Here is a 23,469-nt window from a genome sequence, read left to right on the forward strand (position 1 = left end):
GCTTCATGTTCGATCTGCCTGCCCTGCGCGATGCTGCCCGCCTGGTTCATGCCAGCGTACCCGCCACCCCGCAATATGCCTGGCCGCGCCTGGCGCAACGGCTGGGCTGCGAGGTCTGGGTCAAACATGAAAACCATGCACCGACCGGCGCCTTCAAGGTGCGCGGCGGGCTGATGTATGTGCAGTGGTTGCTGGCGCAAAAGCCGACGGTTCGCGGCCTGGTCACCGCGACCCGTGGCAACCACGGCCAGAGCATGGCGCTGGCCGCACGCAATGCCGGGCTGCCGATCATCATCGTGGTTCCCGAAGGCAACTCACAGGAGAAGAACGCGGCGATGCGTGCCCTTGGCGCCCAGTTGATCGAGCACGGCGCCGACTTTGACCAGTCCCGCGAAGAGGCCGCGCGCCTGGCCCAGCTGCACGGCTACGAGAGCGTCCCGCCGTTTCACCCCGAGTTGATCCGCGGCGTCGCCACCTATGCGCTGGAGCTGCTGGAAGCGGTACACGAGCTGGATTGCGTCTACGTACCGATCGGCATGGGCTCGGGCATATGCGGCCTGATCCAGGCGCGCAACCTGCTTGGCCTGCGCACCGAGATCGTCGGCGTGGTGTCCAGCGCCGCGGACGCTTTTGCCCAGAGCCTGGAGCAGGGCCGCATCGTCACCACCGCCACGGCCAACACCTTCGCCGACGGCATGGCCTGCCGTATGCCGTTGCCCGAAGCCTTCGAAATCATCCGCCAGCACGCCGCGCGCATCGTGCGCGTCAGCGATGAGGAAATTGCCCAGGCGATGCGCATCTACCACGAAGACACCCACAACACCGCCGAAGGCGCAGGCGCCGCCGGGCTTGCCGCGCTGATCCAGGAGCGCGAGCGTCAGCAGGGGTGCAAGGTGGCGGTGATTCTCAGTGGGGCGAATGTTGATCGGCAGCGGTATGCGCAGGTGTTGGCGGGTGATTGAAAAATCCTGAATTGAAGCATTGGAAAAAGTGCTATCTTATTTTGATAGCATTTTCCGATGAACAATCGATATTGAACGATCCTCGACAGCATCTTCCGCACACCGACCAGCGCCAGCCTGGGGTTTACCGACATCGAGGCGCTAGTGCTGTACCTGGGCGGGCAAGTGCAGGAACGTGAGGGCTCCAGGGTCAAGTTGATCCTGGGTGATCAGCTTTGGCGCTGTCACCGGCCGCACCCGGGCAAAGAGGCCAAGCGATATCAGGTGGAAGAAGCCCGCGAGTTTCTTCTACGGGCAGGAGTTCAACCATGAACACTATGAGCTACAAGGGCTACACCGCCCGAGTCGAATACGACCCACGGGACGATATTTTCGTCGGTCGTGTCCTGGGTGTGCGTGACATCATCAGCTTCCACGCCAGCGCCGTCAGGCAGTTGCACGAGGCGTTTCACCTGGCGCTGGATGACTACCTGGCCGATTGCGCCGAGCGTGGGGTCAAGCCGGAAAAACCCGCTTCCGGCAAGGTCATGCTGCGTATCAGGCCAGAAGTCCACGCCGCGGCGACCATCGCAGCTCAGTCGGCAGGCAAGAGCCTCAACCAATGGGCCGATGAAGTTTTTGAGCGTGCAGCACAAGCCTGAATAAAGGCAATTTCTTCCAATACAGCCCGGCGAAAAACCGTTTAAATAGCGCCTGCCCTCAACAGCGGTTACGGAACGTCGATGCCTTTTTCAAATGGATTTCTGCTGAGTTTGTCGTTGTGCCTGGATATCGGCATTGCCAATATCGCCATGATCACCCTGGCCATGCAGCGGGGGTTCCTGCAGGGCTTCTGGCTGGGGCTGGGCACCTGTGTCGGTGATCTGCTGTATGCCATTGCGGCGTTGGCGGGGATGACCGTGTTGCTGCAATTTGAAACGGTACGCTGGGTGCTGTGGTTGGGCGGGTCGGTGTTGCTGGTGTGGTTTGCCATCAAGATGCTGCTGGCGGCGCTGCGCGGCAACGCCCACCTGGAGACCCGTGGCGAGGTGGTCGTGGAATCGGGCTGGCGCGAGTTCATGCGCGGGATCTTCCTGGCCATGTCGTCACCCAGCGCCATTCTCTGGTTTGCCGCGGTCGGCGGGGTGCTGATTTCCCGTTCCGGTGGCGGCAGCCTGTTCGAAGCCGGGCTGTTTCTCTCCGGCTTCTTTGCCGCCGGGCTGATCTGGTGCCTGTCGTTGTGCGGCATTGCCAGCCATGGCGGGCGGTTGTTGGGTGACCGCTTGCTGACCTGGTCGTACCTGCTGTCGGCGGGCATCTTCTGTTATTTCGCCGGCTACGTGGTTCTTTCCGGTTACCGCGAGTTCATCCTCGCCGTGCCTGCGGCCACCCCGGGTCTATAATGATTCGAGACACCGGTGCGCAGGTGCCGTCAGGCAGGAGGATCTTCGATGAAAGGTCTTGATGCGAAAAAGATGACGAAGAAAAAACCACTGAAAACCGCCAAAGAAAAACACGCCGCCAAACGCGCCAAACGCTCCGGCGACAGTTTTCTTCCGCAATAAGGCCAAGAGCTCCGCAAGGGGCTCTTTTCGTCCGGGGCAGAACCTCAAGCAGATTACGAGAATGGGTAATTGCCGCTACTCTAGCGGTGGGTACGGATGCGCTGTGCCCATTACCCTGGCGAACGAGGCAAAGGACATGACTCTGCAGACTCCCCCGATCAAACCCGCGCGTTTCGAAGATGGTCGTACCTTCACGGTTGCCGGACTTGGTAAGCGCTATGGCCAGGCCACCCTCCAGCAAATCCCCACCCTGTGGCAACGCTTCGAGCAGCACATTGGCCGGGTACCCGGGCAGGTGGGCGAGGAAGCCTACGGGGTGTGCTGCAACGGTGATGGCAAAGGCAATTTCGACTATATCGCCGGGGTTGAAGTGCAGGGCACTGAGCCGCTGCCTGCAGAGTTTCGGCATGTCGAGCTCAAGGCCCGGCGTTATGCGGTGTTTGAGCACCACGGTAGCCTCGACAATCTCAAGGCTACCTTTCAGGCGATCTGGCAGGACTGGGTGCCGGTGTCCGGCGAAACCGTGGCCAACGCGCCTGAGTTCGAGCGTTATGGCCGGGACTTCAACCCCAACGACAGCCACAGCGTGATGGAAATCTGGTTACCTTTGGAAGACAAATGATCGAACGCTGTAGCGCTGCACAACAAGCCAGGCGCTTTGGCCCGATTGCCCGCTGGAGGACCACCGTCAGTCTTTTCTGGTTCTTCGCGTATGTGATCCTTGGGTTGGGTTTCTGAGGCTCGCAATCAGTTTCCCCAGTCTGTCGATTTCAGCCGCTGCCATTCGACCATCTGTGAACGCGCCGAGTTGTTCGGCGCCTGATCGCGCAGAGGACACGACCATGAACAGTGCCGCCGAGAACGAAATCCGCCAACTCATCGAACAATGGCTTCCCGCAGTACGCTCGCGGGATGTCGAGGCCATTACCGCGCCTTACGCCGAGAACATTCGCGCTTTCGATGCGATCCAGCAATTGCAGTTCCAAGGCAAGGCCGCCTATCGCGCCCACTGGCAGGCCTGCATGGATCACTGCCCCGGCGAAATGATCTTCGAAATCGAGCAATTGCAGATCCAGGCCACCCCGGAACTGGCTTTGGCCCACTGGCTCAATCGCTGTGGCCCGGCCAGCAGCGAAGGGGGTGAGGATCAAGGCTGCTACATGCGCGCGACCGTGGGCTACCAGCGGATCGACGGGCAATGGAAGGTGATTCATGAGCACTGGTCAGCGCCGTTCGACATGGAATCAGGTGCCGCGCTGTTCTCGCTCAAGCCTTGAGCTTAGAACCCCGAGAGTTATGCCGAATCGCGCTTTCTAAGGCGGTGTGATCTACCGCCATAGTATCCCCAGCTGTGGAGACGACGATGAAATACCTGTGCCTGGTCTACTGTGACGAAAGTCTGCTGCATAGCCTGCCCGAAAGCCCGGCCGACGCCGAGTGCATGGCCTACGCCGAATCGATCCAGGGCAGCGGCCGAATGCTCGCCGCGGAGGCGCTCCAACCGGTGCAGACCGCAACCACCGTGCGTGTGCGCGGCGGGCAGATGAGCCTGACCGACGGCCCTTTCGCCGAAACCAAGGAGCAACTGGCCGGCTTCTATCTGGTTGATGCGCGGGACTTGAACGAGGCCTTGAACATTGCCCGCGGCATTCCCGCTGCGCGGGTCGGCAGTGTCGAGGTGCGGCCAATCCGCGAGTTGCAACCCTGAAACCAAGGAGAACAACACGATGAGCCTTCTACACCCCGAGCAGCCCAAGGCGCAGCATGAGCTGTCGTTGACGCGCCTGATCGACGCGCCGCGGACCAAGGTGTTTCGCGCCTGGACCGAGCCGCAACTGCTTGCCCGGTGGTGGGGCCCCAACGGCATGACTACGCCGGAATGCGAAATGCAGCTGTGGGTGGGCGGCTTGTTTCGTACTGTGATGCGTGCACCTGACGGCAGCGAGTATCCGAATCAGGGGGTGTTTCTGGAGATCGTGCCGCCGGCGCGGATCGCCTTTACCGATGCTTTCGGCCCGGGTTGGGTCCCGTCGAACAAGGCTTTCATGACCGTTGTCGTGACCTTCGACGACATTCACGGCAAGACCCAGTACACCGCCCGCGCCTGGCACTGGAGTGCCGCCGATTGCCAGGCCCACGAAGAGATGGGCTTTCACCGTGGCTGGGGTGAGAGCCTGGATCGCCTGGTGGCGCTGGTGACTACGCAGATGCCCGACTGATGGCCACGCTTGCTACGGTACGGGCACAACTGGAGACGGTCTATCGCCAGGAGTCGCGGCGCATCCTGGCGACACTGATTCGCCTGCTGGGCGACTTCGACCTGGCTGAAGAGGCCATGCACGAAGCATTTTTCATTGCCGTCGAACGCTGGCAGCGTGACGGTATTCCTGCCAGCCCCAGGGCCTGGCTGGTGTCCACCGGGCGCTTCAAGGCGATCGACAGCCTGCGCCGGCGTGCGCGTTTCGACCGTTCCCAGGCGCAGTTGGTGCAGGCGCTGGAGTCGCTCGAGGAGGCTCAGGTGAATGACGAAGAGCTGGAGGACGACCGCCTGCGCCTGATCTTCACCTGCTGTCACCCGGCGCTGGCCGCCGATGCCCAGGTGCCGCTGACCTTGCGCGAAGTCTGTGACCTGACCACCGAAGAAATCGCCCGCGCGTTTTTGCAGAGCCCGGCGACCATCGCCCAGCGCATCGTCCGCGCCAAAGCCAAGATCCGCGATGCGCGAATTCCCTATCAGGTGCCGTCTCTGGCCGAACTGCCGGAGCGTCTTGATAGCGTGTTGCGGGTGATCTACCTGGTGTTCAACGAAGGCTACTCGGCGTCTTCGGGGGAGAGCCTGATGCGCCACGACCTGAGCGATGAAGCGATCCGCCTTGGGCGTTTGCTCCAGCAATTGCTGCCCGATCCGGAAGTGCTCGGCCTGCTGGCGCTGATGCTCCTGCAGGCTTCGCGGCAGCAGGCGCGCAGCGATGCCCAGGGCGAGCTTGTGCTGCTGGATGAGCAGGACCGCAGGCTGTGGAACCGTGAACTGATTGCCGAAGGCTGCCAGCTGGTGCAGCAGGCCCTGCGTAGCCAGCAGTTTGGCGTCTATAGCTTGCAGGCAGCGATTGCCGCCGTGCATGCGCAAGCGGCCAGTGCCGAGGACACGGACTGGGCAGAAATCGTCGGTCTGTACGATGTACTGTGGCAGCGCTGGCCGTCGCCGGTGGTCGAACTCAACCGCGCCGCTGCCCTGGCCCGGCGCGATGGCGCCCAGGCGGGGTTGGCGGCGGTGGAGGCGATTCTGGCCCGCGGTCAGTTGCAGGACTACCACCTGGCCCATTCGGCCCGCGCTGAACTGTGCCGCCAGCTAGGCCTGCTGGATCAAGCCCGCGAGGCCTATTGCAGAGCTCTCGAACTGACCCGTCAGGGCCCCGAGCGGCGCTTTATCGAGCGCCGCCTGAGCGAGTTGTGACACTCAGCCGATGGTGATCGGCGGCGGGCTGACCAGCTCGACGGTCTGTTGCTTGCGCGGGGCGAGAATCTCGGCCTCGCCGTCAACCACCAGCTCGTCGTTCTGGTTGAACACGCGGGTGGCGATGCGCACCTTGAACTTCGGCAGTTTCTCGAGGATTTCCAGGCGCACGGTCAGGGTGTCGCCGAACTTGACCGGCTTCTGGAAGCTCATGGTCTGGCCCAGGTAGATGGTGCCCGGTCCAGGCAGTTCGCAGGCCACCGCGGCGCTGATCAGCGCGCCACTGAACATGCCGTGGGCGATGCGCTCCTTGAACATGCTCTTGGCCGCGAACTCGGCATCCAGGTGCACCGGGTTATGGTCACCGGACATTGCAGCGAACAGCTGGATGTCACGTTCTTCGACGGTCTTGCTGAAGCTGGCGGTCTGGCCGACTTCGAGGGCTTCGTACGGGGTGTTGGTGACCTGGGTCATCGCTTGGCTTTCCTTCTATCGTACGGGGCGGTCGTCATTCGCTGCGGGCGGGGCGGCCAATAGCCAGGGCCTGGTCCAGCCAGTCGATGATGGCGGCCGTGACCTCGTCACGGTTGGTTTCGTTGAGCAGCTCATGCCGCGCCTGGGGGTAGAGCTGCAGCTGCACATGCTGATTGCCGGCCAGGCGCAAGGCACCCGCCAGATCCTTGAGACGCTTGCCGGCACTGACCGGATCACATTCACCGCCCATCACCAGGATCGGCAGGTTCGGATCGATCTGCGCCAGGTTACGCGGCTGGCTGATTTGCTCCAGGCCCATCAGCAGGTCGATCCACAAACGGTTGCTGCAGCGAAAGCCGCACAACGGATCGGCAGCATACTTGTCGACTTCGTCGTTGTCGCGGCTGAGCCAGTCGAAGGCGGTGCGGTTGGGCTTGAAGGCCTTGTTGAACGAGCCGAACGACAACCACTCGATCAGCGCGCTGTGCCCCAGCGGACCCTGGCGCCAGGCTTCGAAGCGGGCAATCAGGCAAGCCGTTCGGTACAGGGCAGGGGGTTGGAAGTTCGAGCCGCTGAGAATCGCGCCTTGCAGGCTGGCGCCATGGTGCATCAGGTAAGCCTGGGCGATGTAGCTGCCCATGCTGTGGCCAAACAGGAATACCGGTGTGCCCGGAAACTGCTGGCCGATGTGCTGGCTGAGCGGGCCCAGATCGTTGACTACGCTGTTCCAGCCATTGTGTCGGGCGAACAGGCCTAAAGTGCCAAGTTCGGCGGTGCGCCCATGGCCGCGCTGGTCATGGGCGAACAGGGCGTAGCCGGCCTTGCTGAGCGCCTCGCCCAGGCGTTGATAGCGCCCGGCATGCTCGGCCATGCCGTGGGCCAGCAGCACCACCGCCTTGATCGGCGTGGCCGGCAGCCATTGATAAACGTAGAGGCTGCAGTGATCGCTGGCCGGAAGCCAGAACGCGTCGTGGTGCATGGCGGGTCCTTGTGCACGCAAGTCGGTGAGTCAGCACAGTGTATAACCCAGGCACACAATCGCAGGGTCATCAGCAATAAGATTCACAATGTTAATGACAGCGCTTGGCGTATTTGCCACCTGCGACATACCTGCTAACGTCGGCAGAGCACCTTCTTCGCCAAGCAGGCAAGGGGGCCGGAACGGCTCAGGTATGAGGACAAGAATAAATGCAAGCTGATTTCTGGAATGACAAGCGCCCGGCAGGCGTTCCTTCGCAAATTGACATAAACGCTTACAAGTCAGTGGTCGAAGTGTTCGAACGCTCCTGCAAGAAGTTTGCTGACCGCCCGGCGTTCAGCAACCTCGGGGTGACCCTGAGCTACGCCGAACTCGAACGCTATTCCGCGGCCTTCGCCGCTTACCTGCAGCAGCACACCGACCTGGTGCCGGGCGACCGCATCGCGGTACAGATGCCCAACGTGCTGCAGTACCCCATCGCCGTATTCGGCGCCATGCGCGCCGGGCTGATCGTGGTCAACACCAACCCGCTGTACACCGCCCGCGAGATGCGCCACCAGTTCAAGGACTCCGGCGCCAGGGCGCTGGTGTACCTGAACATGTTCGGCAAGCTGGTGCAGGAGGTGCTGCCGGACACCGGCATCGAATTCCTCATCGAAGCGAAGATGGGCGACATGCTGCCGACGGCCAAGGGCTGGCTGGTCAATACCATCGTCAGCAAGGTCAAGAAGATGGTCCCGGACTACCGCCTGCCACAGGCTGTGCCATTCAAGAGCGCCCTGGCCCAGGGCCGTGGCCAGTCGCTCAAGCCGGTATCGCTGAGCCTCGACGACATCGCCGTGTTGCAGTACACCGGCGGCACCACGGGCCTGGCCAAGGGCGCGATGCTGACCCACGGTAACCTGGTGGCCAACATGCTCCAGGTGCTGGCGTGTTTCTCCCAGCATGGGCCTGATGGCCAGCGCCTGATCAAGGAGGGGCAGGAGGTGATGATCGCACCGCTGCCGCTCTACCATATCTATGCCTTCACCGCGAACTGCATGTGCATGATGGTCACCGGCAACCACAACGTGCTGATCACCAACCCGCGGGACATCCCCGGCTTCGTCAAGGAGCTGAAAAAGTGGAAGTTCTCTGCACTGCTGGGGCTTAACACCCTGTTCGTGGCGCTGATGAACCACCCCGAGTTCAAGAACCTCGACTTCTCGGCGCTGAAAGTGACCAATTCCGGTGGTACCGCACTGGTCAGCGCCACCGCCGAGCGTTGGGAGAGCATCACCGGTTGCCGCATTGTCGAAGGCTACGGCCTGACCGAGACCTCGCCGGTGGCCAGTACCAACCCTTATGGCCAGCTGGCGCGCCTGGGGACCGTGGGCATTCCGGTGCCGGGCACGGCGTTCAAGGTCATTGACGATGAGGGGGAGGAGCAACCCTTTGGAGAGCGCGGCGAGCTGTGCATCAAGGGCCCGCAGGTAATGAAGGGCTACTGGCAGCACCCCGAGGCGACCGCCGAGGCGCTGGACAGCGAAGGCTGGTTCAAGACTGGCGATATTGCCGTGATCGACCCGGATGGCTTTACCCGTATCGTCGACCGCAAGAAGGACATGATCATCGTCTCGGGTTTCAACGTGTATCCGAACGAGATCGAAGAAGTGGTGATGAGCCATCCGCAAGTGGCCAGTTGCGCGGTGATCGGCGTCCCTGATGAGCGTTCGGGCGAGGCGGTGAAGCTGTTCGTGGTGCCGCGCGAGGGTGGGGTGAGCCTTGAAGAGCTGAAGGCTTATTGCAAGGCCAACTTCACTGGCTACAAGGTGCCCAAGCACATTGTGTTGAGGGACTCGTTGCCGATGACGGCGGTGGGCAAGATTTTGCGCAGGGAGCTTCGGGATATAGCCTGACGGCGGCGATGAGTCATTGTGGGAGCGGGCTTGCCCCGCGATGTGCCGTGCCAGACAGGGCGCTATCGCGGGGCAAGCCCGCTCCAACAGTGTGCTTTAGAATTTTTACTCTAAAAATGACTACGGCATAATCAAGAGTCATTTCCGTGACTGTTCGGGCTACTTTAGCTCTAGGCGGCCCTTGGCAAAGCTGCTACTCTCGGCCCGCTTCGGATTATCAGGTTTGCAATAAACCGTAATCTTATATCAATAATAATCGCATCGACTGCGGTGAAGAATTCGCTGCTGCTGGAGGAGTGGGCTTCCATGATCGAAAATTTTTGGAAGGATAAGTACCCAGCCGGGATTGCCTCGCAAATCAATCCTGATGAGTATCCGAATATTCAGGCGGTATTGAAGCAGTCTTGCCAACGCTTTGCCGATAAACCGGCCTTTAGCAACCTGGGCAAAACCATTACATACGGCGAGTTGTATGAGTTGTCGGGGGCCTTTGCCGCTTACCTGCAACAGCATACCGACCTGCAGCCGGGTGATCGTATTGCCGTGCAGCTGCCCAACGTTCTGCAATACCCCGTTGCCGTCTTCGGTGCCCTGCGTGCGGGCCTGATCGTGGTCAACACCAACCCGTTGTATACCGCGCGGGAATTGGAACACCAGTTCAACGATTCCGGCGCCAAGGCGCTGGTCTGCCTGGCGAACATGGCGCACCTGGCCGAGAAGGTGGTGCCCAAGACCCAGGTCAAACACGTTATTGTCACCGAAGTGGCCGACTTGTTGCCACCGGTTAAACGCTTGTTGATCAACAGCGTGATCAAGTACGTGAAGAAAATGGTCCCGGCGTACAACCTGCCCAAGGCGGTCAAGTTCAACGATGTGTTGAGCAAAGGTCGTGGCAAGGCTGTTCAGGAAGCCAATCCGGACAGTAACGACGTCGCCGTGTTGCAGTACACCGGCGGTACTACCGGGGTGGCCAAGGGCGCAATGCTGACCCACCGCAACCTGGTGGCCAACATGCTGCAATGCCGGGCGCTGATGGGCTCGAACCTCAACGAAGGTTGCGAGATCCTGATCACCCCTCTGCCGCTGTACCACATCTACGCGTTCACCTTTCACTGCATGGCGATGATGCTGATCGGCAGCCACAACATCCTGATCAGCAACCCGCGCGACTTGCCGGCGATGGTCAAGGAACTGGGCAAGTGGAAGTTCAGCGGCTTTGTCGGTTTGAACACCTTGTTCGTCGCCCTGTGCAACAACGAGAATTTCCGCAAGCTGGATTTCTCCGGCCTGAAGATCACCCTGTCGGGCGGTATGGCGCTGCAGATGAGTGTCGCCGAGCGCTGGAAGGCAGTGACCGGATGCGCCATCTGCGAAGGTTACGGCATGACCGAAACCAGCCCGGTGGCAGCGGTCAACCCGGCCGAGCAGAACCAGATCGGCACCATCGGTATTCCGATGCCCTCGACCCTGTGCAAGATCATCGACGACGCCGGTGTCGAACTGGCCCTGGGCGAAATCGGCGAGTTGTGCGTGAAAGGGCCGCAGGTGATGAAGGGCTACTGGCAGCGTGAAGACGCCACCAACGAGATCCTCGACAGCGATGGCTGGCTGAAGACCGGTGACATCGCCCTGATCCAGACCGACGGCTACATGCGCATCGTCGATCGCAAGAAGGACATGATCCTGGTCTCCGGTTTCAACGTCTATCCGAACGAACTCGAAGATGTGCTGGCGGCCTTGCCGGGCGTGCTGCAGTGCGCAGCCATCGGCGTGCCGGACGAGAAGTCCGGTGAAGTGATCAAGATCTTCATCGTGGTCAAGCCGGGCATGACGGTGACCAAGGAGCAGGTGATGGAGCACATGCGTGCCAATGTCACCGGCTACAAGGTACCGCGCTTTGTCGAGTTCCGCGATGCGCTGCCGACCACCAACGTTGGCAAGATCCTGCGCCGTGAACTGCGTGATGAAGAGCTGAAGAAGCTGGGCCTGAAGAAGATCGCCTGAGTTTCAGGCGAACGCTTCGCGCTCGATCGCTGGCAAGCCAGCTCCCACAGGTACGGTGTAATTAGACCTTGTGGGAGCTGGCTTGCCAGCGATGGTTTCAGCGCAGTTTTTCGAGCATCTGGTAATACCACATCCCCGCCGCCAGCAACGGATTGCCCAGCACATCGCCCATCGGCACCTTGATGTGTTTGCAGCCGGCAAAGGTATCGAATTTCTCCAGTGTCCCGGTCAGTGCTTCGGCCATGATTTCGCCCATGATATGGCTGGTGGCGATGCCGTGCCCGGAATAACCCTGGCAGTACCAGACGTTATCCGAAAGCTTGCCCAGCTGCGGGATGCGGTTGACCACGATACCCATCGCGCAACTCCACTGGAACTCGATCGGCACGCCCTTGAGCACCGGAAACGTGCGCTCGATGCACGGGCGCAGTTCACCGGCGATATCCCGTGAATCGCGCCCGGAATAGTTGGCACCACCGCCGAACAGCAGGCGGCCATCGGCGGTCAGCCGGTAGTAGTCGAGGACGAAGCGGCAGTCGTACACCGCCAGGTCGTGGGGGTTGATCTGCGCGGCCAAGTCACCCAGTGGTGCGGTGGTGACGATGCCGCCCATGGCCGGGAAGATCTTGCCCTTGAGCTGGCGCTTTTCCAGTTTGTGATAGACGTCGCCGGCCAGCAGGATCTGCTTGGCCTCGACCCGCCCGTGGGCAGTCACCAGCGCCGGCTGATCGCCATGAACGATGTCCAGCACCTCGGAGTTTTCGAAGATCAGTGCGCCCAGGCTGTGCGCGGCACGGGCTTCACCGAGGCACAGGTTGAGCGGGTGCAGGTGCAGGTTGCGGCGGTTCTTCAGGGCGCCGAGGTACAGCGGGCTTTGCAGGTGTTCGCGCATGGCGCTCTGGTCGAGCAGCTCGACCTGATCAGCCATGCCGCGGCGCTCGGCCTCGGCGGCGAAGGCGCGTAGTTCGCCCATGTGCGAAGCTTTCATCGCCGCGTGCAGGTGGCCGCGCTTGAGGTCGCAGTCGATGCCGTAGCGTTCAACCCTTTGCTCGATGATCTGGTGGCCGCGCCAGCGCAGGTGCCAGATGAAGTCATCGACCTCGTCCCCGAGCTTGTCGCGCATCTGCTTGCGCATCGCTTCATCGCCCGAGAGGCTGCCGGTGACCTGGCCGCCGTTGCGCCCGCTGGCGCCCCAGCCGATGCGATTGGTTTCGACAATGGCGACCTTCAGGCCGCGTTCGGCCAGCTCCACGGCGCTGGCGACCCCGGTAAAGCCACCGCCGATGATTGCCACATCGACCTTCACCGTGCCCTTGAGGGTCGGATACTGGGTGGCGTCGTTGAGGCTTGCGGTGTAGTAGGAGGCACTGCGCTGGGCAGGGCCGGCATTCACGGCTGCATTCATGACAAAAAATCCTTGGCGCAAAAATAAAGAGTCAGGCCTGGGTCAGGTACCAGCGCCAGTCCTGTTCGCCGACCTCGGCCATGAACTGGCGGTACTCGGCACGCTTGACCGCCAGATAAACACCGAGGAATTCGGCGCCGAAGGCCTCGCGGGCCCAGCTCGAGCGCTCCAGGGCGGTGAGCGAAGTCAGCCAGTCGGTGGGCAGCAGTTCGGTGGCCTGGGCGTAGCCATTGCCCTCGACCGGCGCGCCCGGGTCGAGCTGTTGGCGGATGCCGTGATGCAGGCTGGCAAGGATGGCTGCGGCAGCCAGGTACGGGTTGGCGTCGGCGCCGCAGATGCGGTGCTCGATGTGTCGGCTGTTGGCCGGGCCGCCTGGCACTCGCAGGCTGACGGTACGGTTGTCGACCCCCCAGGTCGGTGCCAGCGGCGCATAGCTGTTGGCCTGGAAGCGTCGGTAGGAGTTGGCATTGGGGCAGAACAGCAGCAGCGAATCGAGCAGCAGCTTGAGCATGCCGGCCACCGACTGGCGCAGCAGCGGCGTGCCGGCCTTGTCTTCACTGGCGTAGAGGTTGTTGCCCTGGGCATCGGCCAGGCTCACGTGCATGTGCATGCCGGTGCCCGCCAGGTGATCGAACGGCTTGGCCATGAAGCAGGCCTGCATCCCGTGCTTGTGCGCCACGCCCTTGACCAGGCGCTTGTAGCGCACCGCCTGGTCCATGGCCAGCAGCGCATCGCCATGTTCCAGGGTGATTTCCACCTGGCCCGGGGCATATTCGGAAATCGCCGTGCGCGCCGGAATGCCCTGGGCTTTGCAAGCGGCATAGAGGTCGGCGAGAAACGGCTCGATCTGTTCCAGCTCGCGCAGGCCATAGACCTGGGTGCCCCGCGGCCGGCCGCCGTCGCTGTCCAGTGCCGGTTGCGGCCGGCCATGGCTGTCGCGCTTCTGGTCGAGCAGGTAGAACTCAAGCTCGCAGGCCATTACCGGGTAGTAACCTTCGGCCTTCAGTGCATCGATGACCTTGACCAGCAGGTGGCGCGGGTCGGCAATGCTTGCCGGCAGGCCTTCGCTGGGGTGCATGCTGACCTGCAGTGCCGCCGTGGGGATTTGCCGCCAGGGCAGGCGCACCAGGCTGTGTTCCAGCGGGTAGGCGCGGCAGTCGATATCGCCGACATCCCAGACCAGCCCGGAGTTTTCCACATCGTCGCCGTTCAGGGTCAGGCCGAGGATGGTGCTGGGCAATGGCCGACCGCTTTCGTACACCGCCAGCAGCTCTTCGCGGTGCAGCAGCTTGCCGCGCGGCACGCCATTGGCGTCGAGGATGAACAGCTCGATCATCTCGATATCGGGGTTGGCGGCCAGGAACGTTCGGGCCTGCTCGATGGGGGCAAATTGCATGGTGCTCTCGCTCGCGCCGTCAGGCGCACAGGACTGCCTAGCCGGTCAGGCGGCAGTCTTCGACAAGGAAGGTCGGCCAGAAACTGGCCGCACGGTTCAGTGCAGGGCGAGGCGGGCGTCCGGTGGGCGGGCATGGCGGCAGTGCCACAAGGCCCAGAAGGCGAGAATGATGTGCACCAGCGGATTTTCCCCGCAGCATGCCCGCACCTTCGGGAACGAAGGGCGCAGCAGCGGACGGGGCAAGCCGGGAGACGAAGTCATGCCTGGATACTCCCATGCCGGGGAAGGTTCATTAAATAAGCCTTTGTACAACTTCAGGTAAGTCTTGGCTAAACAATGGCTCGCCAGCCCGCAACCGTGCCGAGCGTCGGCAAATCTGCGACAATCGCAGCCCTTGAAAAGCCGATCATGCAAAAGCAGGCTCACCTGCACGACTAAAAAGCCCCCATGACTGACCACGCGATTGATCAACTGCTGAAAAACCTCGACCACGCCATGATTTCCGAGCGTCACCGCCTGCGCCGGCAGCTGCACGAGCTGCGCAAGCGCCCGGATGAGGCGAAGCTTGCGCAGTGGGTCGACAAGGTGCAGGCCTCCTGCGCCCAGGTCACTGCGCGCAAGGCCAGCGTGCCGAGCATCCGTTACGATGACAGCCTGCCGATTGCGGCCAAGCGTGACGAGATCAAAAAGGTCCTGGCCGAGCATCAGGTGTTGATCATTGCCGGCGAAACCGGCTCGGGCAAAACCACCCAGTTGCCGAAGATCTGTCTGGAACTGGGCCGCGGCCAGCACGGCCTGATCGCCCATACCCAGCCACGGCGGATTGCCGCCCGCAGCGTCGCCACCCGGGTCGCCGAAGAGCTCGGCACGCCACTGGGGGCGCTGGTCGGCTACCAGGTGCGCTTTGAAGACCAGAGCGACGCCAACACCCTGGTCAAGCTGATGACCGACGGCATCCTCCTGGCCGAGACCCAGCACGACCGTTTTCTTGAGCGCTACGACACCATCATTGTCGACGAAGCCCACGAGCGCAGCCTGAACATCGACTTTCTGCTCGGCTACCTGAAGACCCTGCTGCCACGCCGCCCTGATCTCAAGGTCATCATCACTTCCGCGACCATCGACCTTGAGCGCTTTTCCAAGCACTTCAACGATGCGCCGATCATCGAAGTGTCGGGCCGCACCTATCCGGTGGAAACCTGGTATCGGCCGTTAACCAGTGAGCAGGACGAGGAGGGCAACCGCGTCGAGGACGACCTCACCGTTGACCAGGCAATCCTCGCCACCCTCGACGAGATCGCCGCCTTCGAGCGCAGCCAGGGCAAGGGCCCGGGTGACGTGCTGGTGTTCCTGCCGGGCGAGCGCGAGATTCGCGACGCCGCCGAGATGCTGCGCAAGGCCCAGTTGCGCCACACCGAGATCCTGCCGTTGTACGCGCGCCTGTCGCCGGCCGAGCAGCAAAAGATCTTCCAGTCCCATCCCGGGCGGCGTGTGGTGCTGGCCACCAACGTCGCCGAAACCTCGCTGACGGTGCCGGGCATTCGCTATGTGATCGACAGCGGCACCGCACGCATCAGCCGCTACAGCTACCGGGCCAAGGTCCAGCGCCTGCCGATCGAAGCGGTGTCCCAGGCCAGTGCCAACCAGCGCAAGGGCCGCTGCGGGCGGGTCGAGCCGGGCATCTGCGTGCGCCTGTACAGCGAAGAGGATTTCAACGCGCGGCCGGCCTTTACCGACCCGGAAATCCTCCGTACCAACCTTGCTGCGGTCATCCTGCAGATGCTGCACCTGCGCCTGGGCGAGATCGACGCGTTCCCGTTCATCGAGCCGCCGGATGGCAAGGCCATCAGCGACGGCTTCAATCTGTTGCAGGAGCTCTCGGCGGTCAACCGCGAGAACCAGCTGACCCCCCTGGGCCGGCAACTGGCGCGCTTGCCGGTCGACCCGCGGCTGGGCCGCATGCTCCTTGAAGGCGCCAAGCAGGGAAGCCTCAACGAGCTGTTGATCGTCGCCAGTGCGCTGTCGGTACAAGACCCGCGCGAGCGTCCGCCGGAGCGCCAGCAAGCGGCCGACCAGGCCCATGCGCAATGGAAGGACGTCGACTCCGATTTCGCCGCGCTGGTCAATTTGTGGCGTGGGTTCGAAGAGCAACGCCAGGCCCTGACCGCCAGCCCGCTGCGCAACTGGTGCCGGAAGAACTTCCTCAACTACCTGCGTTTGCGTGAGTGGCGCGATGCTCACCGTCAGTTGAGCCTGATCTGCCGCGACCTGCAGCTGAGCATCAATAAAGAGCCTGCTGACTACCCGCGCCTGCACAAGGCGATTCTTTCCGGCCTGCTCAGCCAGATCGGCCAGAAGACCGAAGATGGTGACTACCTCGGCGCCCGTCAACGGCGCTTCTGGGTGCACCCGTCGTCCGGCCTGGGCAAGAAGCGTCCACAGTGGCTGATGACCGCCGAGCTGGTGGAAACCACCAAGCTCTATGCGCGCATGGTGGCCAAGATCGATTCGGACTGGATCGAGCCGCTGGCCGGGCACCTGATCAAGAAGAACCATTTCGAACCGCACTGGGAAAAGAAGCGCGGCCAGGTGGTGGCCTTCGAGCAGGTCACCCTCTATGGCCTGATCGTGGTCGGCCGGCGGCCAGTGCATTACGGCCCGGTCGACCCGGTGATGTCCCGCGAGCTGTTTATCCGCGAGGCACTGGTGGGTGGCGAGATCCAGTCCAAAGCCAAATGCCTGACCGCCAACCGGCGCTTGCTGGAGCAACTCGACGAGCTGGAAGCCAAGGCCCGTCGGCGCGACATCCTCGCCGATGAAGAAACCCTGTACGGCTTCTATGAAGCGCGCTTGCCGGCGGAGATCCACCAGACCGCAACCTTCGACAGCTGGTACCGGGTCACCAGCCAGAAAGACCCGCAGTTGCTGATCATGCGCGAGGAAGACGTGCTGGCCCGCGAAGCCAGTGAAGTCACCGCCGCGCAGTACCCGGACACCCTGCGCCTGGGCGACCTGAGCCTGGCCCTGAGCTACCACTTCGAGCCTAACCATCCGCGCGACGGCGTCACCGTGCGGGTGCCGGCGCCACTCTTGCCAAGCCTGCCGGGCGAGCGCCTGGAGTGGCTGGTGCCGGGCCTGCTCGAAGCCAAGTGCATCGCCCTGGTGCGCAACCTGCCCAAGGCGCTGCGCAAGAACTTCGTGCCGGTGCCGGACTTCGTCAAGGCCGCGCTGCAACGCATGAGCTTCGGCGAAGGTTCGTTGCCCCAGGCGCTGGGCCGCGAGCTGCTGCGCATGACCGGTGTGCGGGTCAGCGATGAAGCCTGGGCCGAAGCCGCCGCGCAGGTCGACAGCCATCTGAAAATGAACCTGGAAGTGGTCGATGGCCAGGGCAAGTTCCTCGGCGAAGGCCGCGACCTGGCTGAGCTGACTGCACGCTTTGCCGCTGCCAGCCAGGCCGCTCTGGCGGTACCGCAGACCGCACAAAGCCAGCAGCCGGTGCAGGCCAAGGCCTTCACCCAGGTGGCCGAGACCGCGCAGCAGAAGTTTGCCGGGCTGTCGATGACGGTCTATCCGGCCCTGGTGGAAGAAAACGGCACGGTCAAGGAAGGGCGTTTCTCGACCCAGGCCGAAGCCGAATTCCAGCACCGCCGCGCCTTGCAGCGCCTGTTGCTGCAGCAACTGGCGGAGCCGGCCAAGTTCCTGCGTGGCAAGCTGCCGGGGCTGACCGAGCTGGGCCTGTTGTACCGTGAACTGGGCCGGGTCGAGGCGCTGGTCGAAGATATCCTGCTGGCCAGCCTGGACAGCTGCATCCTTGAAGGCGAAAGCACCCTGCCGCGTGATGGCGCAGGCCTGGCCTCGCTAGCCGAGCGCAAACGCGGTAGCTGGGCCGAGCACGCCGAACGCCTGGCGCGCCTGACCCTGGAGATCCTCAAGCTCTGGCACGGCCTGCAAAAGCGCTTCAAGGGCAAGATCGACCTGGCCCAGGCCGTGGCCCTCAACGACATCAAGCAGCAGCTGGGCAACCTGGTCTACCCGGGCTTTGTCCGCGAAACCCCGGGGCTCTGGCTCAAGGAGCTGCCGCGCTACCTCAAGGCGATCGAGCTGCGCCTGGAGAAACTCGGCGCCCAGGTGCAGAAGGACCGGGTCTGGAGCAGTGAACTGGGCAACCTCTGGAGCCAGTACCAGACCCGCCTCGACAAGCACGCCCAGGAAGGCAAGCGCGACGAGCAGCTGCAGCTGTACCGCTGGTGGCTGGAGGAGTACCGGGTGTCGTTGTTCGCCCAGCAGTTGGGCACCAAGGTGCCGGTTTCCGACAAACGACTGAGCAAGCAGTGGAGTCAGGTGGAAGCCTAAACCCCCGCAGTTGTGGCACACTTGGCTGATATACGCCGCGCACCCCGGAATTACCTGCCGGGCCTGCGCGGCTCACGCATGCAGCACTGCGCAGTGGCCCGGCAAGCCAGGGTCATTGCCAGTCAAAGTTGGTACTTTGGTACCAATTCAAACCGACCGAACAGGCCGTTGCCGGGCTGGCAATGGCCCCGAACAGAGGAACGACCGTGCATAACGTCGTCATCAGCGGCACCGGCCTGTACACCCCGGCCAACAGCATTTCCAACGAAGAGCTGGTGGAATCCTTCAACGCCTACGTGCAGCAGTTCAACCGCGACAACGCCGCCGCCATCGAGCGCGGTGAGGTCCAGGCCCTGGCCGAGTCCAGCGCCGCCTTCATTGAAAAGGCCTCGGGCATCAAAAGCCGCTTCGTCATGGACAAGGACGGCATCCTCGACCCGCAGCGCATGAAGCCGCGCCTGCCAGAGCGCTCCAATGACGAACCGTCGATCCTCTGCCAGATGGCCGTGGCTGCCGCCGAGCAGGCCCTGCAACGCGCCGGCCGCACAGCCGCAGACGTCGATGCGGTCATCGTTGCCTGCTCCAATCTGCAGCGCCCGTACCCGGCCATTGCCATCGAAGTGCAACAGGCCCTGGGCATCAACGGCTTTGGTTTCGACATGAACGTGGCCTGCTCGTCGGCCACCTTCGGCATCCAGACCGCCTGCAACAGCGTGCAACTGGGCCAGGCCCGCGCGGTGCTGGTGATCAGCCCGGAAATCTGTACCGGCCACCTGAACTTCCGTGACCGCGACAGCCATTTCATCTTTGGTGATGCAGCGACGGCCGTACTGGTGGAGCGCGCCGACCTGGCCACCTCCAAACACCAGTTCGACATTGTCAGCACCAAACTGCTGACCCAGTTCTCGAACAACATCCGCAACAACTTCGGCTTCCTCAACCGTGCTGCCGAAGAGGGCATCGGCGCCCCCGACAAGTTGTTCGTCCAGGAAGGCCGCAAGGTGTTCCGCGAGGTCTGCCCGATGGTTGCCGAGCTGATCGGCCAGCACCTGGCCGAGAACAACCTCAACGTCAGCGACGTCAAGCGCTTCTGGCTGCACCAGGCCAACCTGAGCATGAACCACTTGATCGTCAAGAAACTGCTCGGCCGTGATGCGCTGGAAGAAGAGGCACCGGTGATCCTCGACAGCTACGCTAACACCAGTTCGGCCGGCTCGGTGATCGCCTTGCACAAGCATCAGGATGACCTGCCACAGGGTGCCCTGGGCGTGCTCAGCTCGTTCGGCGCCGGTTATTCGATCGGTAGCGTGATCCTGCGCAAGCGTTAAGCTTCAGTTGCTTACGAAGTGTCCTACTGTGCTGGGACACTTGGCTGATGGCTTTAGCTGTAACAAATCCGCCTAATCGGACTCTACCCGCAGAACGATGGATGGATGGCGATGACTGGCGAACAACAAGCCCGCTTGCTGGAGCGGCTGCTCAAGGGTGAGCAACAAGCGTTCAAGGAACTGGTCGACACCTATCAGGGCGCCATGCGCGCCGTCGCCTACGCGATTGTCGGCAGCCGGCATGCCGACGAAGCGGTACAGGACGCCTGGCTGGCGGTGGTACGTAACCTCAAGGGATTCGAGCAGCGCTCGAGCCTCAAGACCTGGTTGCTTACCATTACCGCCAACGCAGCCAAGACCCGCTACAAACAGAACCGTCGCGAAGTGCTCCTGGATGACCTGCCAGGCCCCCATGGCACGATCGGTGACGAGCGCTTCGCCACCGACGGCCACTGGTTGCAAGGACCTTCGGCCTGGCATGAAGACACGCCAGAGGCCATGCTCAGTCGTGAGCAGATGCGTGAATGCCTGGAGCACACCCTGCTGAGCCTGTCGCAGCTGCAACGCAGTGTGCTGGTGCTGCGCGAGCGACAGGGCCTGGAGCTGGAGCAGATCTGTAATCTTCTCGAGATTTCCCTCTCCAATGTCCGCGTGCTGCTGCATCGGGCGCGCCTGAAGGTCTTCGCCACCCTGGAACATTTCGAGGAAACCGGCCAATGCTGAGCTGCAAGGAACTCGTCGCCCGCTCCAGCGACTATCTCGATGAGCAACTGACCCTGGGCGAGCGTCTGATGGTCCGCCAGCACCTGATGTTCTGTCGCCATTGCCGCCGCTTTCTCAAGCAGATGCGCATGGCCCAGGCCACGGTACGGGCCTTGCCGGAAGAACCGGTGGTCGACAGCGATGCCCTGGCCGAGCGTCTGGCCCGTGAACTGAAAAACTCCTGAATCACGCTTGGGAGGCTCTGCAACGGAGCTTTCCGGCTTATTTCCTTTCGAAGTAAAAAAGTTCCCCTGTCACAAAACATTTATCTAAAAGCCACTGATCTGACATACACCCCCGCCAAGATTCCTCCCCAGCACAAGTGGCCTGAGCCGCGTGTTTTTTCAACATTATCAAGACCATAAAGTAGGGGAGCTTCTTCGATGATCCGTAAGCACTTCGCAGGTTTCGTAGCCAGCGCCTTGGCCATGGCCGTTACCGCCCAGGCTTTTGCGGGTACCGTGACCACCGACGGCGCCGATATCGTAGTCAAGACCAAGGGTGGCCTCGAGGTCGCTACCACCGACAAGGAATTCAGCTTCAAGCTGGGCGGTCGGATCCAGGCTGACTACAGCCGTTTCGACGGTTTCTACACCAACAACGGCAACACCGCCGACGCCGGTTACTTCCGCCGCGCCTACCTGGAACTGGGCGGCGTGATGTACACCGACTGGGCCTACCAGATCGCCTACGACTTCTCGCACAACTCCGGTGGTGACAACCGTTCCGAAGACGGCTACTTCGACGAAGCGTCGCTGGCCTACAACGGCTTCAAGCCGGTGTCGATCAAGTTCGGTCGTTTCGACCCTGAATTCGGTCTGGAAAAAGCCACCAGCTCCAAGTGGGTGACGGCGCAGGAACGTACCGCTGCCTACGACCTGGTCGACTGGACCAACTCGCACAACGGCGGCCTGGGTATCCAGGCGTCGGGTAACGCCGGCGATTCGCTGTATGGTTCGGTCGGTGCCTTTGCCAAGGACGCCACCAACCAGGACAAGGACGGCGACAGCACCAAGCAGTTCAACCTGCGCGGCGTCTTCGCGCCGATGCACGAAGCCGGCAACGTCCTGCACTTCGGTATCAACTACGCCCAGCGTGACCTTTCCGACACCGCTTTCGATGGTCGTATCCGCAGCCGTCTGGGCATGCGCGGGGTGAGCACCGACGGTGGTCAGGATGCCGGTACCAATGGCAACCGCCTGACCCTGGGTGGCCAGAACAACACCCCGGCCGGTGCCTACGACACCGACCAGGCCTGGGGCCTGGAAGCGGCCTGGGCCATGGGCCCGTTCTCGGTACAGGGCGAATACATCAAGCGTGAGGTCGAAGCCGACAGCGCCGCGTTCTCCGACATCAAGGCTGACGGCTACTACGGCCAGCTGGCCTACACCATCACCGGTGAGGCCCGTGGCTACAAGCTCGGCAAGTTCGACAGCATCAAGCCGTCGAACAAGCAGATCGGTGCCTGGGAAGTGTTCTACCGCTATGACCACCTGAGCGTCGATGACGACAACGGCGCGTTTGCCAACGTCAGCGATATCGAAGGCAAGGTCCACAACGTCGGCCTGAACTGGTACGCCAACGAGTCGATCAAGCTCAGCGGCGTGTACGTCAAGGCCAAGGTCGACAATGCCCAGAACGCCGCCGGCGACGACAGCGGCGACGGTTTCGTAATGCGCGCGCAGTACGTGTTCTAAGCAACACCGCTCCTCATCCGTTAGATCTTCAGCCCCGCTTGCGCGGGGCTTTTTTTCGCCTGCGCGACGAGGCAGACTGCGTCAATGCCCAAGCTTATCCTGCAACACCTTGCCGAACTCACGCCTGCCACCTGGGATGCCCTGGTGCCGGACGAACAACCGTTCCTGCGCCACGCGTTTCTGTCCAGTCTGGAGGACAGCGGCAGCGTCAGCCGCAACACCGGCTGGAGCCCGGCGCACCAGTTGCTGACCGACAGCGCCGGGCAGTTGCGCGCCGCCTTGCCCGCCTATGTGAAAACCCATTCATTCGGCGAGTACGTATTCGACCACGGCTGGGCCGACGCCTGTGAGCGGGCAGGCATTGCCTATTACCCCAAGCTGCTCTGCGCCGTGCCGTTCTCGCCGGTGACCGGCCCGCGCTTGCTTGGCGACCCGCAGGCGGCGGCCGAGCTGGTGGATCAACTGACCGACGAGCTGTTCGAACAGGGGATGTCCGGCGCCCACATCAACTTCACCGATGCGCAGGCGGATGCGCTGATGCGCGAGCGCGAAGGCTGGATGGAGCGCCTGGGATGCCAGTTTCATTGGCGTAACCAGGGCTACCGCGACTTCCAGGATTTTCTCGACACCTTGAGCTCACGCAAGCGCAAGCAGATGCGCAAGGAGCGCGAACAGGTGGCGGGGCAGGGCATCGAGTTTTATTGGTTGCGCGCGGATGAACTGAGCGAGGCACAGTGGGATTTCGTCTTTGCCTGTTATGCCAATACCTATGCCGTACGCCGTCGCGCGCCTTACCTGACCCGGGAGTTCTTCAGCCTGTTGGCTGAGCGCATGCCCGCTGCGATTCGTGTGGTGATGGCTCGTCAGGGCGGCCGTGATGTCGCCATGGCCTTCAGCCTGGTCGGTGGTGGCAGCCTGTATGGCCGTTACTGGGGGTGCCTGGACGAATTCGACCGGCTGCACTTCGAGACCTGTTTCTACCAGGGCATGGACCTGGCGATTGCCGAAGGCCTGCAGCGTTTCGATGCCGGGGCGCAAGGTGAGCACAAGTTGATTCGCGGGTTTGAACCGGTGATCACCCGCTCCTGGCATTACCTGCTGCACCCGGGCTTGCGCCGGGCGGTGGAGGAATTCCTGGAGCAGGAGCGGGCAGGGGTGTTGGCGTATGCCGGGGAAGCGCGTTTGGCTTTGCCTTATCGGCAAGGTTGAGGGC

The 23,469-nt window shown here is 62.4% G+C and carries 22 protein-coding genes; 17 read left to right on the forward strand and 5 right to left on the reverse strand.

Annotated elements, in window-relative coordinates; translation table 11 throughout:
* Positions 1-5: 5 nt before the first annotated feature.
* The 9 genes from ABM562_RS16005 (at position 6) to ABM562_RS16045 (ending at position 5,960) form a co-directional block, all read left to right on the forward strand.
* Positions 6-962 carry a threonine dehydratase gene (locus ABM562_RS16005; RefSeq protein ID WP_233673375.1) on the forward strand — a complete coding sequence of 319 codons (957 nt, stop codon included), beginning with the start codon at positions 6-8 and terminating at the stop codon, positions 960-962.
* Between the two features lie 132 nt (positions 963-1,094).
* The gene (locus ABM562_RS16010) at positions 1,095-1,274 is read left to right on the forward strand and encodes a type II toxin-antitoxin system HicA family toxin (RefSeq protein ID WP_275670890.1); all 180 of its coding nucleotides are present in this window, start codon (positions 1,095-1,097) and stop codon (positions 1,272-1,274) included.
* The gene (locus ABM562_RS16015; protein ID WP_010223090.1) at positions 1,271-1,603 is read left to right on the forward strand and encodes a type II toxin-antitoxin system HicB family antitoxin; all 333 of its coding nucleotides are present in this window, start codon (positions 1,271-1,273) and stop codon (positions 1,601-1,603) included. The genes ABM562_RS16010 and ABM562_RS16015 overlap by 4 nt, the downstream gene beginning before the upstream one ends.
* An 81-nt stretch (positions 1,604-1,684) precedes the next feature.
* Positions 1,685-2,344 (forward strand): LysE family translocator, encoded by a 660-nt coding sequence (locus tag ABM562_RS16020; RefSeq protein ID WP_233673377.1) that lies wholly within the window; start codon positions 1,685-1,687, stop codon positions 2,342-2,344.
* 298 nt (positions 2,345-2,642) lie between these two features.
* The gene (locus ABM562_RS16025) at positions 2,643-3,128 is read left to right on the forward strand and encodes a GyrI-like domain-containing protein (protein ID WP_134063758.1); all 486 of its coding nucleotides are present in this window, start codon (positions 2,643-2,645) and stop codon (positions 3,126-3,128) included.
* 220 nt (positions 3,129-3,348) lie between these two features.
* Entirely contained in the window at positions 3,349-3,783 is a 435-nt protein-coding gene (locus ABM562_RS16030) for a YybH family protein (RefSeq protein ID WP_115088209.1), read from the forward strand.
* 86 nt (positions 3,784-3,869) lie between these two features.
* Positions 3,870-4,214 carry a YciI family protein gene (locus tag ABM562_RS16035; RefSeq protein WP_460422585.1) on the forward strand — a complete coding sequence of 115 codons (345 nt, stop codon included), beginning with the start codon at positions 3,870-3,872 and terminating at the stop codon, positions 4,212-4,214.
* A gap of 19 nt (positions 4,215-4,233) precedes the next feature.
* Positions 4,234-4,725, forward strand: coding sequence for an SRPBCC family protein (locus tag ABM562_RS16040; protein WP_460422586.1), 492 nt, complete (start codon positions 4,234-4,236; stop codon positions 4,723-4,725).
* On the forward strand, positions 4,725-5,960 hold the full coding sequence (locus ABM562_RS16045) for an RNA polymerase sigma factor (protein ID WP_460422588.1): 1,236 nt from the start codon (positions 4,725-4,727) through the stop codon (positions 5,958-5,960). The genes ABM562_RS16040 and ABM562_RS16045 overlap by 1 nt, the downstream gene beginning before the upstream one ends.
* A gap of 3 nt (positions 5,961-5,963) precedes the next feature.
* Here the strand turns inward: ABM562_RS16045 and ABM562_RS16050 are convergent, their stop codons facing one another.
* Complete coding sequence (locus ABM562_RS16050) at positions 5,964-6,434, reverse strand: MaoC family dehydratase (protein WP_045187560.1); 471 nt, start codon at positions 6,432-6,434, stop codon at positions 5,964-5,966.
* A gap of 34 nt (positions 6,435-6,468) precedes the next feature.
* Positions 6,469-7,413 (reverse strand): alpha/beta hydrolase, encoded by a 945-nt coding sequence (locus tag ABM562_RS16055; RefSeq protein WP_134063754.1) that lies wholly within the window; start codon positions 7,411-7,413, stop codon positions 6,469-6,471.
* Positions 7,414-7,622: 209 nt separating this feature from the next.
* Here ABM562_RS16055 and fadD2 point away from each other — a divergent pair, with 209 nt between their 5' ends.
* Both fadD2 and fadD1 read left to right on the forward strand, forming a co-directional pair.
* Entirely contained in the window at positions 7,623-9,311 is a 1,689-nt protein-coding gene (gene fadD2, locus ABM562_RS16060) for a long-chain-fatty-acid--CoA ligase FadD2 (protein WP_115088204.1), read from the forward strand.
* A gap of 306 nt (positions 9,312-9,617) precedes the next feature.
* On the forward strand, positions 9,618-11,315 hold the full coding sequence (fadD1, locus tag ABM562_RS16065; protein ID WP_115088203.1) for a long-chain-fatty-acid--CoA ligase FadD1: 1,698 nt from the start codon (positions 9,618-9,620) through the stop codon (positions 11,313-11,315).
* Between the two features lie 97 nt (positions 11,316-11,412).
* Here the strand turns inward: fadD1 and ABM562_RS16070 are convergent, their stop codons facing one another.
* The 3 genes from ABM562_RS16070 to ABM562_RS16080 all read right to left on the reverse strand — a co-directional run bounded on the left by ABM562_RS16070 (position 11,413) and on the right by ABM562_RS16080 (position 14,377).
* Positions 11,413-12,720 carry an NAD(P)/FAD-dependent oxidoreductase gene (locus ABM562_RS16070; protein ID WP_134063750.1) on the reverse strand — a complete coding sequence of 436 codons (1,308 nt, stop codon included), beginning with the start codon at positions 12,718-12,720 and terminating at the stop codon, positions 11,413-11,415.
* 31 nt (positions 12,721-12,751) lie between these two features.
* Positions 12,752-14,116: a glutamine synthetase family protein gene (locus ABM562_RS16075; RefSeq protein ID WP_134063748.1), complete on the reverse strand. Its 1,365-nt coding sequence runs from the start codon at positions 14,114-14,116 to the stop codon at positions 12,752-12,754.
* 96 nt (positions 14,117-14,212) lie between these two features.
* Positions 14,213-14,377, reverse strand: a complete 165-nt coding sequence (locus ABM562_RS16080; protein WP_166675713.1) for a hypothetical protein — start codon at positions 14,375-14,377, stop codon at positions 14,213-14,215.
* 186 nt (positions 14,378-14,563) lie between these two features.
* Between ABM562_RS16080 and hrpA the strand changes: the two genes are divergently transcribed.
* The 6 genes from hrpA (at position 14,564) to ABM562_RS16110 (ending at position 23,465) form a co-directional block, all read left to right on the forward strand.
* Positions 14,564-18,469: an ATP-dependent RNA helicase HrpA gene (gene hrpA, locus ABM562_RS16085; RefSeq protein WP_460422592.1), complete on the forward strand. Its 3,906-nt coding sequence runs from the start codon at positions 14,564-14,566 to the stop codon at positions 18,467-18,469.
* Positions 18,470-18,675: 206 nt separating this feature from the next.
* The gene (locus tag ABM562_RS16090; protein ID WP_115088199.1) at positions 18,676-19,797 is read left to right on the forward strand and encodes a beta-ketoacyl-ACP synthase III; all 1,122 of its coding nucleotides are present in this window, start codon (positions 18,676-18,678) and stop codon (positions 19,795-19,797) included.
* Positions 19,798-19,908: 111 nt separating this feature from the next.
* Entirely contained in the window at positions 19,909-20,520 is a 612-nt protein-coding gene (locus ABM562_RS16095; RefSeq protein WP_115088198.1) for an RNA polymerase sigma factor, read from the forward strand.
* Positions 20,514-20,744 carry an anti-sigma factor family protein gene (locus ABM562_RS16100; RefSeq protein WP_115088197.1) on the forward strand — a complete coding sequence of 77 codons (231 nt, stop codon included), beginning with the start codon at positions 20,514-20,516 and terminating at the stop codon, positions 20,742-20,744. The genes ABM562_RS16095 and ABM562_RS16100 overlap by 7 nt, the downstream gene beginning before the upstream one ends.
* Before the next feature lie 198 nt (positions 20,745-20,942).
* A complete protein-coding gene (locus ABM562_RS16105; protein ID WP_115088196.1) occupies positions 20,943-22,256 on the forward strand; it encodes an OprO/OprP family phosphate-selective porin in 1,314 nt (437 codons plus the stop codon).
* Positions 22,257-22,340: 84 nt separating this feature from the next.
* The gene (locus tag ABM562_RS16110) at positions 22,341-23,465 is read left to right on the forward strand and encodes a GNAT family N-acetyltransferase (RefSeq protein WP_134063744.1); all 1,125 of its coding nucleotides are present in this window, start codon (positions 22,341-22,343) and stop codon (positions 23,463-23,465) included.
* Positions 23,466-23,469 lie beyond the last annotated feature (4 nt).

The sequence above is a fragment of the Pseudomonas sp. ZL2 genome, assembly GCF_054788455.1.

Bases quoted from the DNA above. Each gene is read 5' to 3' on its own strand.
- ABM562_RS16005 (WP_233673375.1), top strand. From the start codon at position 6: ATGTTCGATCTGCCTGCCCTGCGCGATGCTGCCCGCCTGGTTCATGCC.
- ABM562_RS16015 (WP_010223090.1), top strand. From the start codon at position 1,271: ATGAACACTATGAGCTACAAGGGCTACACCGCCCGAGTCGAATACGAC.
- ABM562_RS16020 (WP_233673377.1), top strand. From the start codon at position 1,685: ATGCCTTTTTCAAATGGATTTCTGCTGAGTTTGTCGTTGTGCCTGGAT.
- ABM562_RS16025 (WP_134063758.1), top strand. From the start codon at position 2,643: ATGACTCTGCAGACTCCCCCGATCAAACCCGCGCGTTTCGAAGATGGT.
- ABM562_RS16030 (WP_115088209.1), top strand. From the start codon at position 3,349: ATGAACAGTGCCGCCGAGAACGAAATCCGCCAACTCATCGAACAATGG.
- ABM562_RS16035 (WP_460422585.1), top strand. From the start codon at position 3,870: ATGAAATACCTGTGCCTGGTCTACTGTGACGAAAGTCTGCTGCATAGC.
- ABM562_RS16040 (WP_460422586.1), top strand. From the start codon at position 4,234: ATGAGCCTTCTACACCCCGAGCAGCCCAAGGCGCAGCATGAGCTGTCG.
- ABM562_RS16045 (WP_460422588.1), top strand. From the start codon at position 4,725: ATGGCCACGCTTGCTACGGTACGGGCACAACTGGAGACGGTCTATCGC.
- ABM562_RS16050 (WP_045187560.1), bottom strand. From the start codon at position 6,434: ATGACCCAGGTCACCAACACCCCGTACGAAGCCCTCGAAGTCGGCCAG.
- ABM562_RS16055 (WP_134063754.1), bottom strand. From the start codon at position 7,413: ATGCACCACGACGCGTTCTGGCTTCCGGCCAGCGATCACTGCAGCCTC.
- fadD2 (WP_115088204.1), top strand. From the start codon at position 7,623: ATGCAAGCTGATTTCTGGAATGACAAGCGCCCGGCAGGCGTTCCTTCG.
- fadD1 (WP_115088203.1), top strand. From the start codon at position 9,618: ATGATCGAAAATTTTTGGAAGGATAAGTACCCAGCCGGGATTGCCTCG.
- ABM562_RS16070 (WP_134063750.1), bottom strand. From the start codon at position 12,720: ATGAATGCAGCCGTGAATGCCGGCCCTGCCCAGCGCAGTGCCTCCTAC.
- ABM562_RS16075 (WP_134063748.1), bottom strand. From the start codon at position 14,116: ATGCAATTTGCCCCCATCGAGCAGGCCCGAACGTTCCTGGCCGCCAAC.
- ABM562_RS16080 (WP_166675713.1), bottom strand. From the start codon at position 14,377: ATGACTTCGTCTCCCGGCTTGCCCCGTCCGCTGCTGCGCCCTTCGTTC.
- hrpA (WP_460422592.1), top strand. From the start codon at position 14,564: ATGACTGACCACGCGATTGATCAACTGCTGAAAAACCTCGACCACGCC.
- ABM562_RS16095 (WP_115088198.1), top strand. From the start codon at position 19,909: ATGACTGGCGAACAACAAGCCCGCTTGCTGGAGCGGCTGCTCAAGGGT.
- ABM562_RS16100 (WP_115088197.1), top strand. From the start codon at position 20,514: ATGCTGAGCTGCAAGGAACTCGTCGCCCGCTCCAGCGACTATCTCGAT.
- ABM562_RS16105 (WP_115088196.1), top strand. From the start codon at position 20,943: ATGATCCGTAAGCACTTCGCAGGTTTCGTAGCCAGCGCCTTGGCCATG.
- ABM562_RS16110 (WP_134063744.1), top strand. From the start codon at position 22,341: ATGCCCAAGCTTATCCTGCAACACCTTGCCGAACTCACGCCTGCCACC.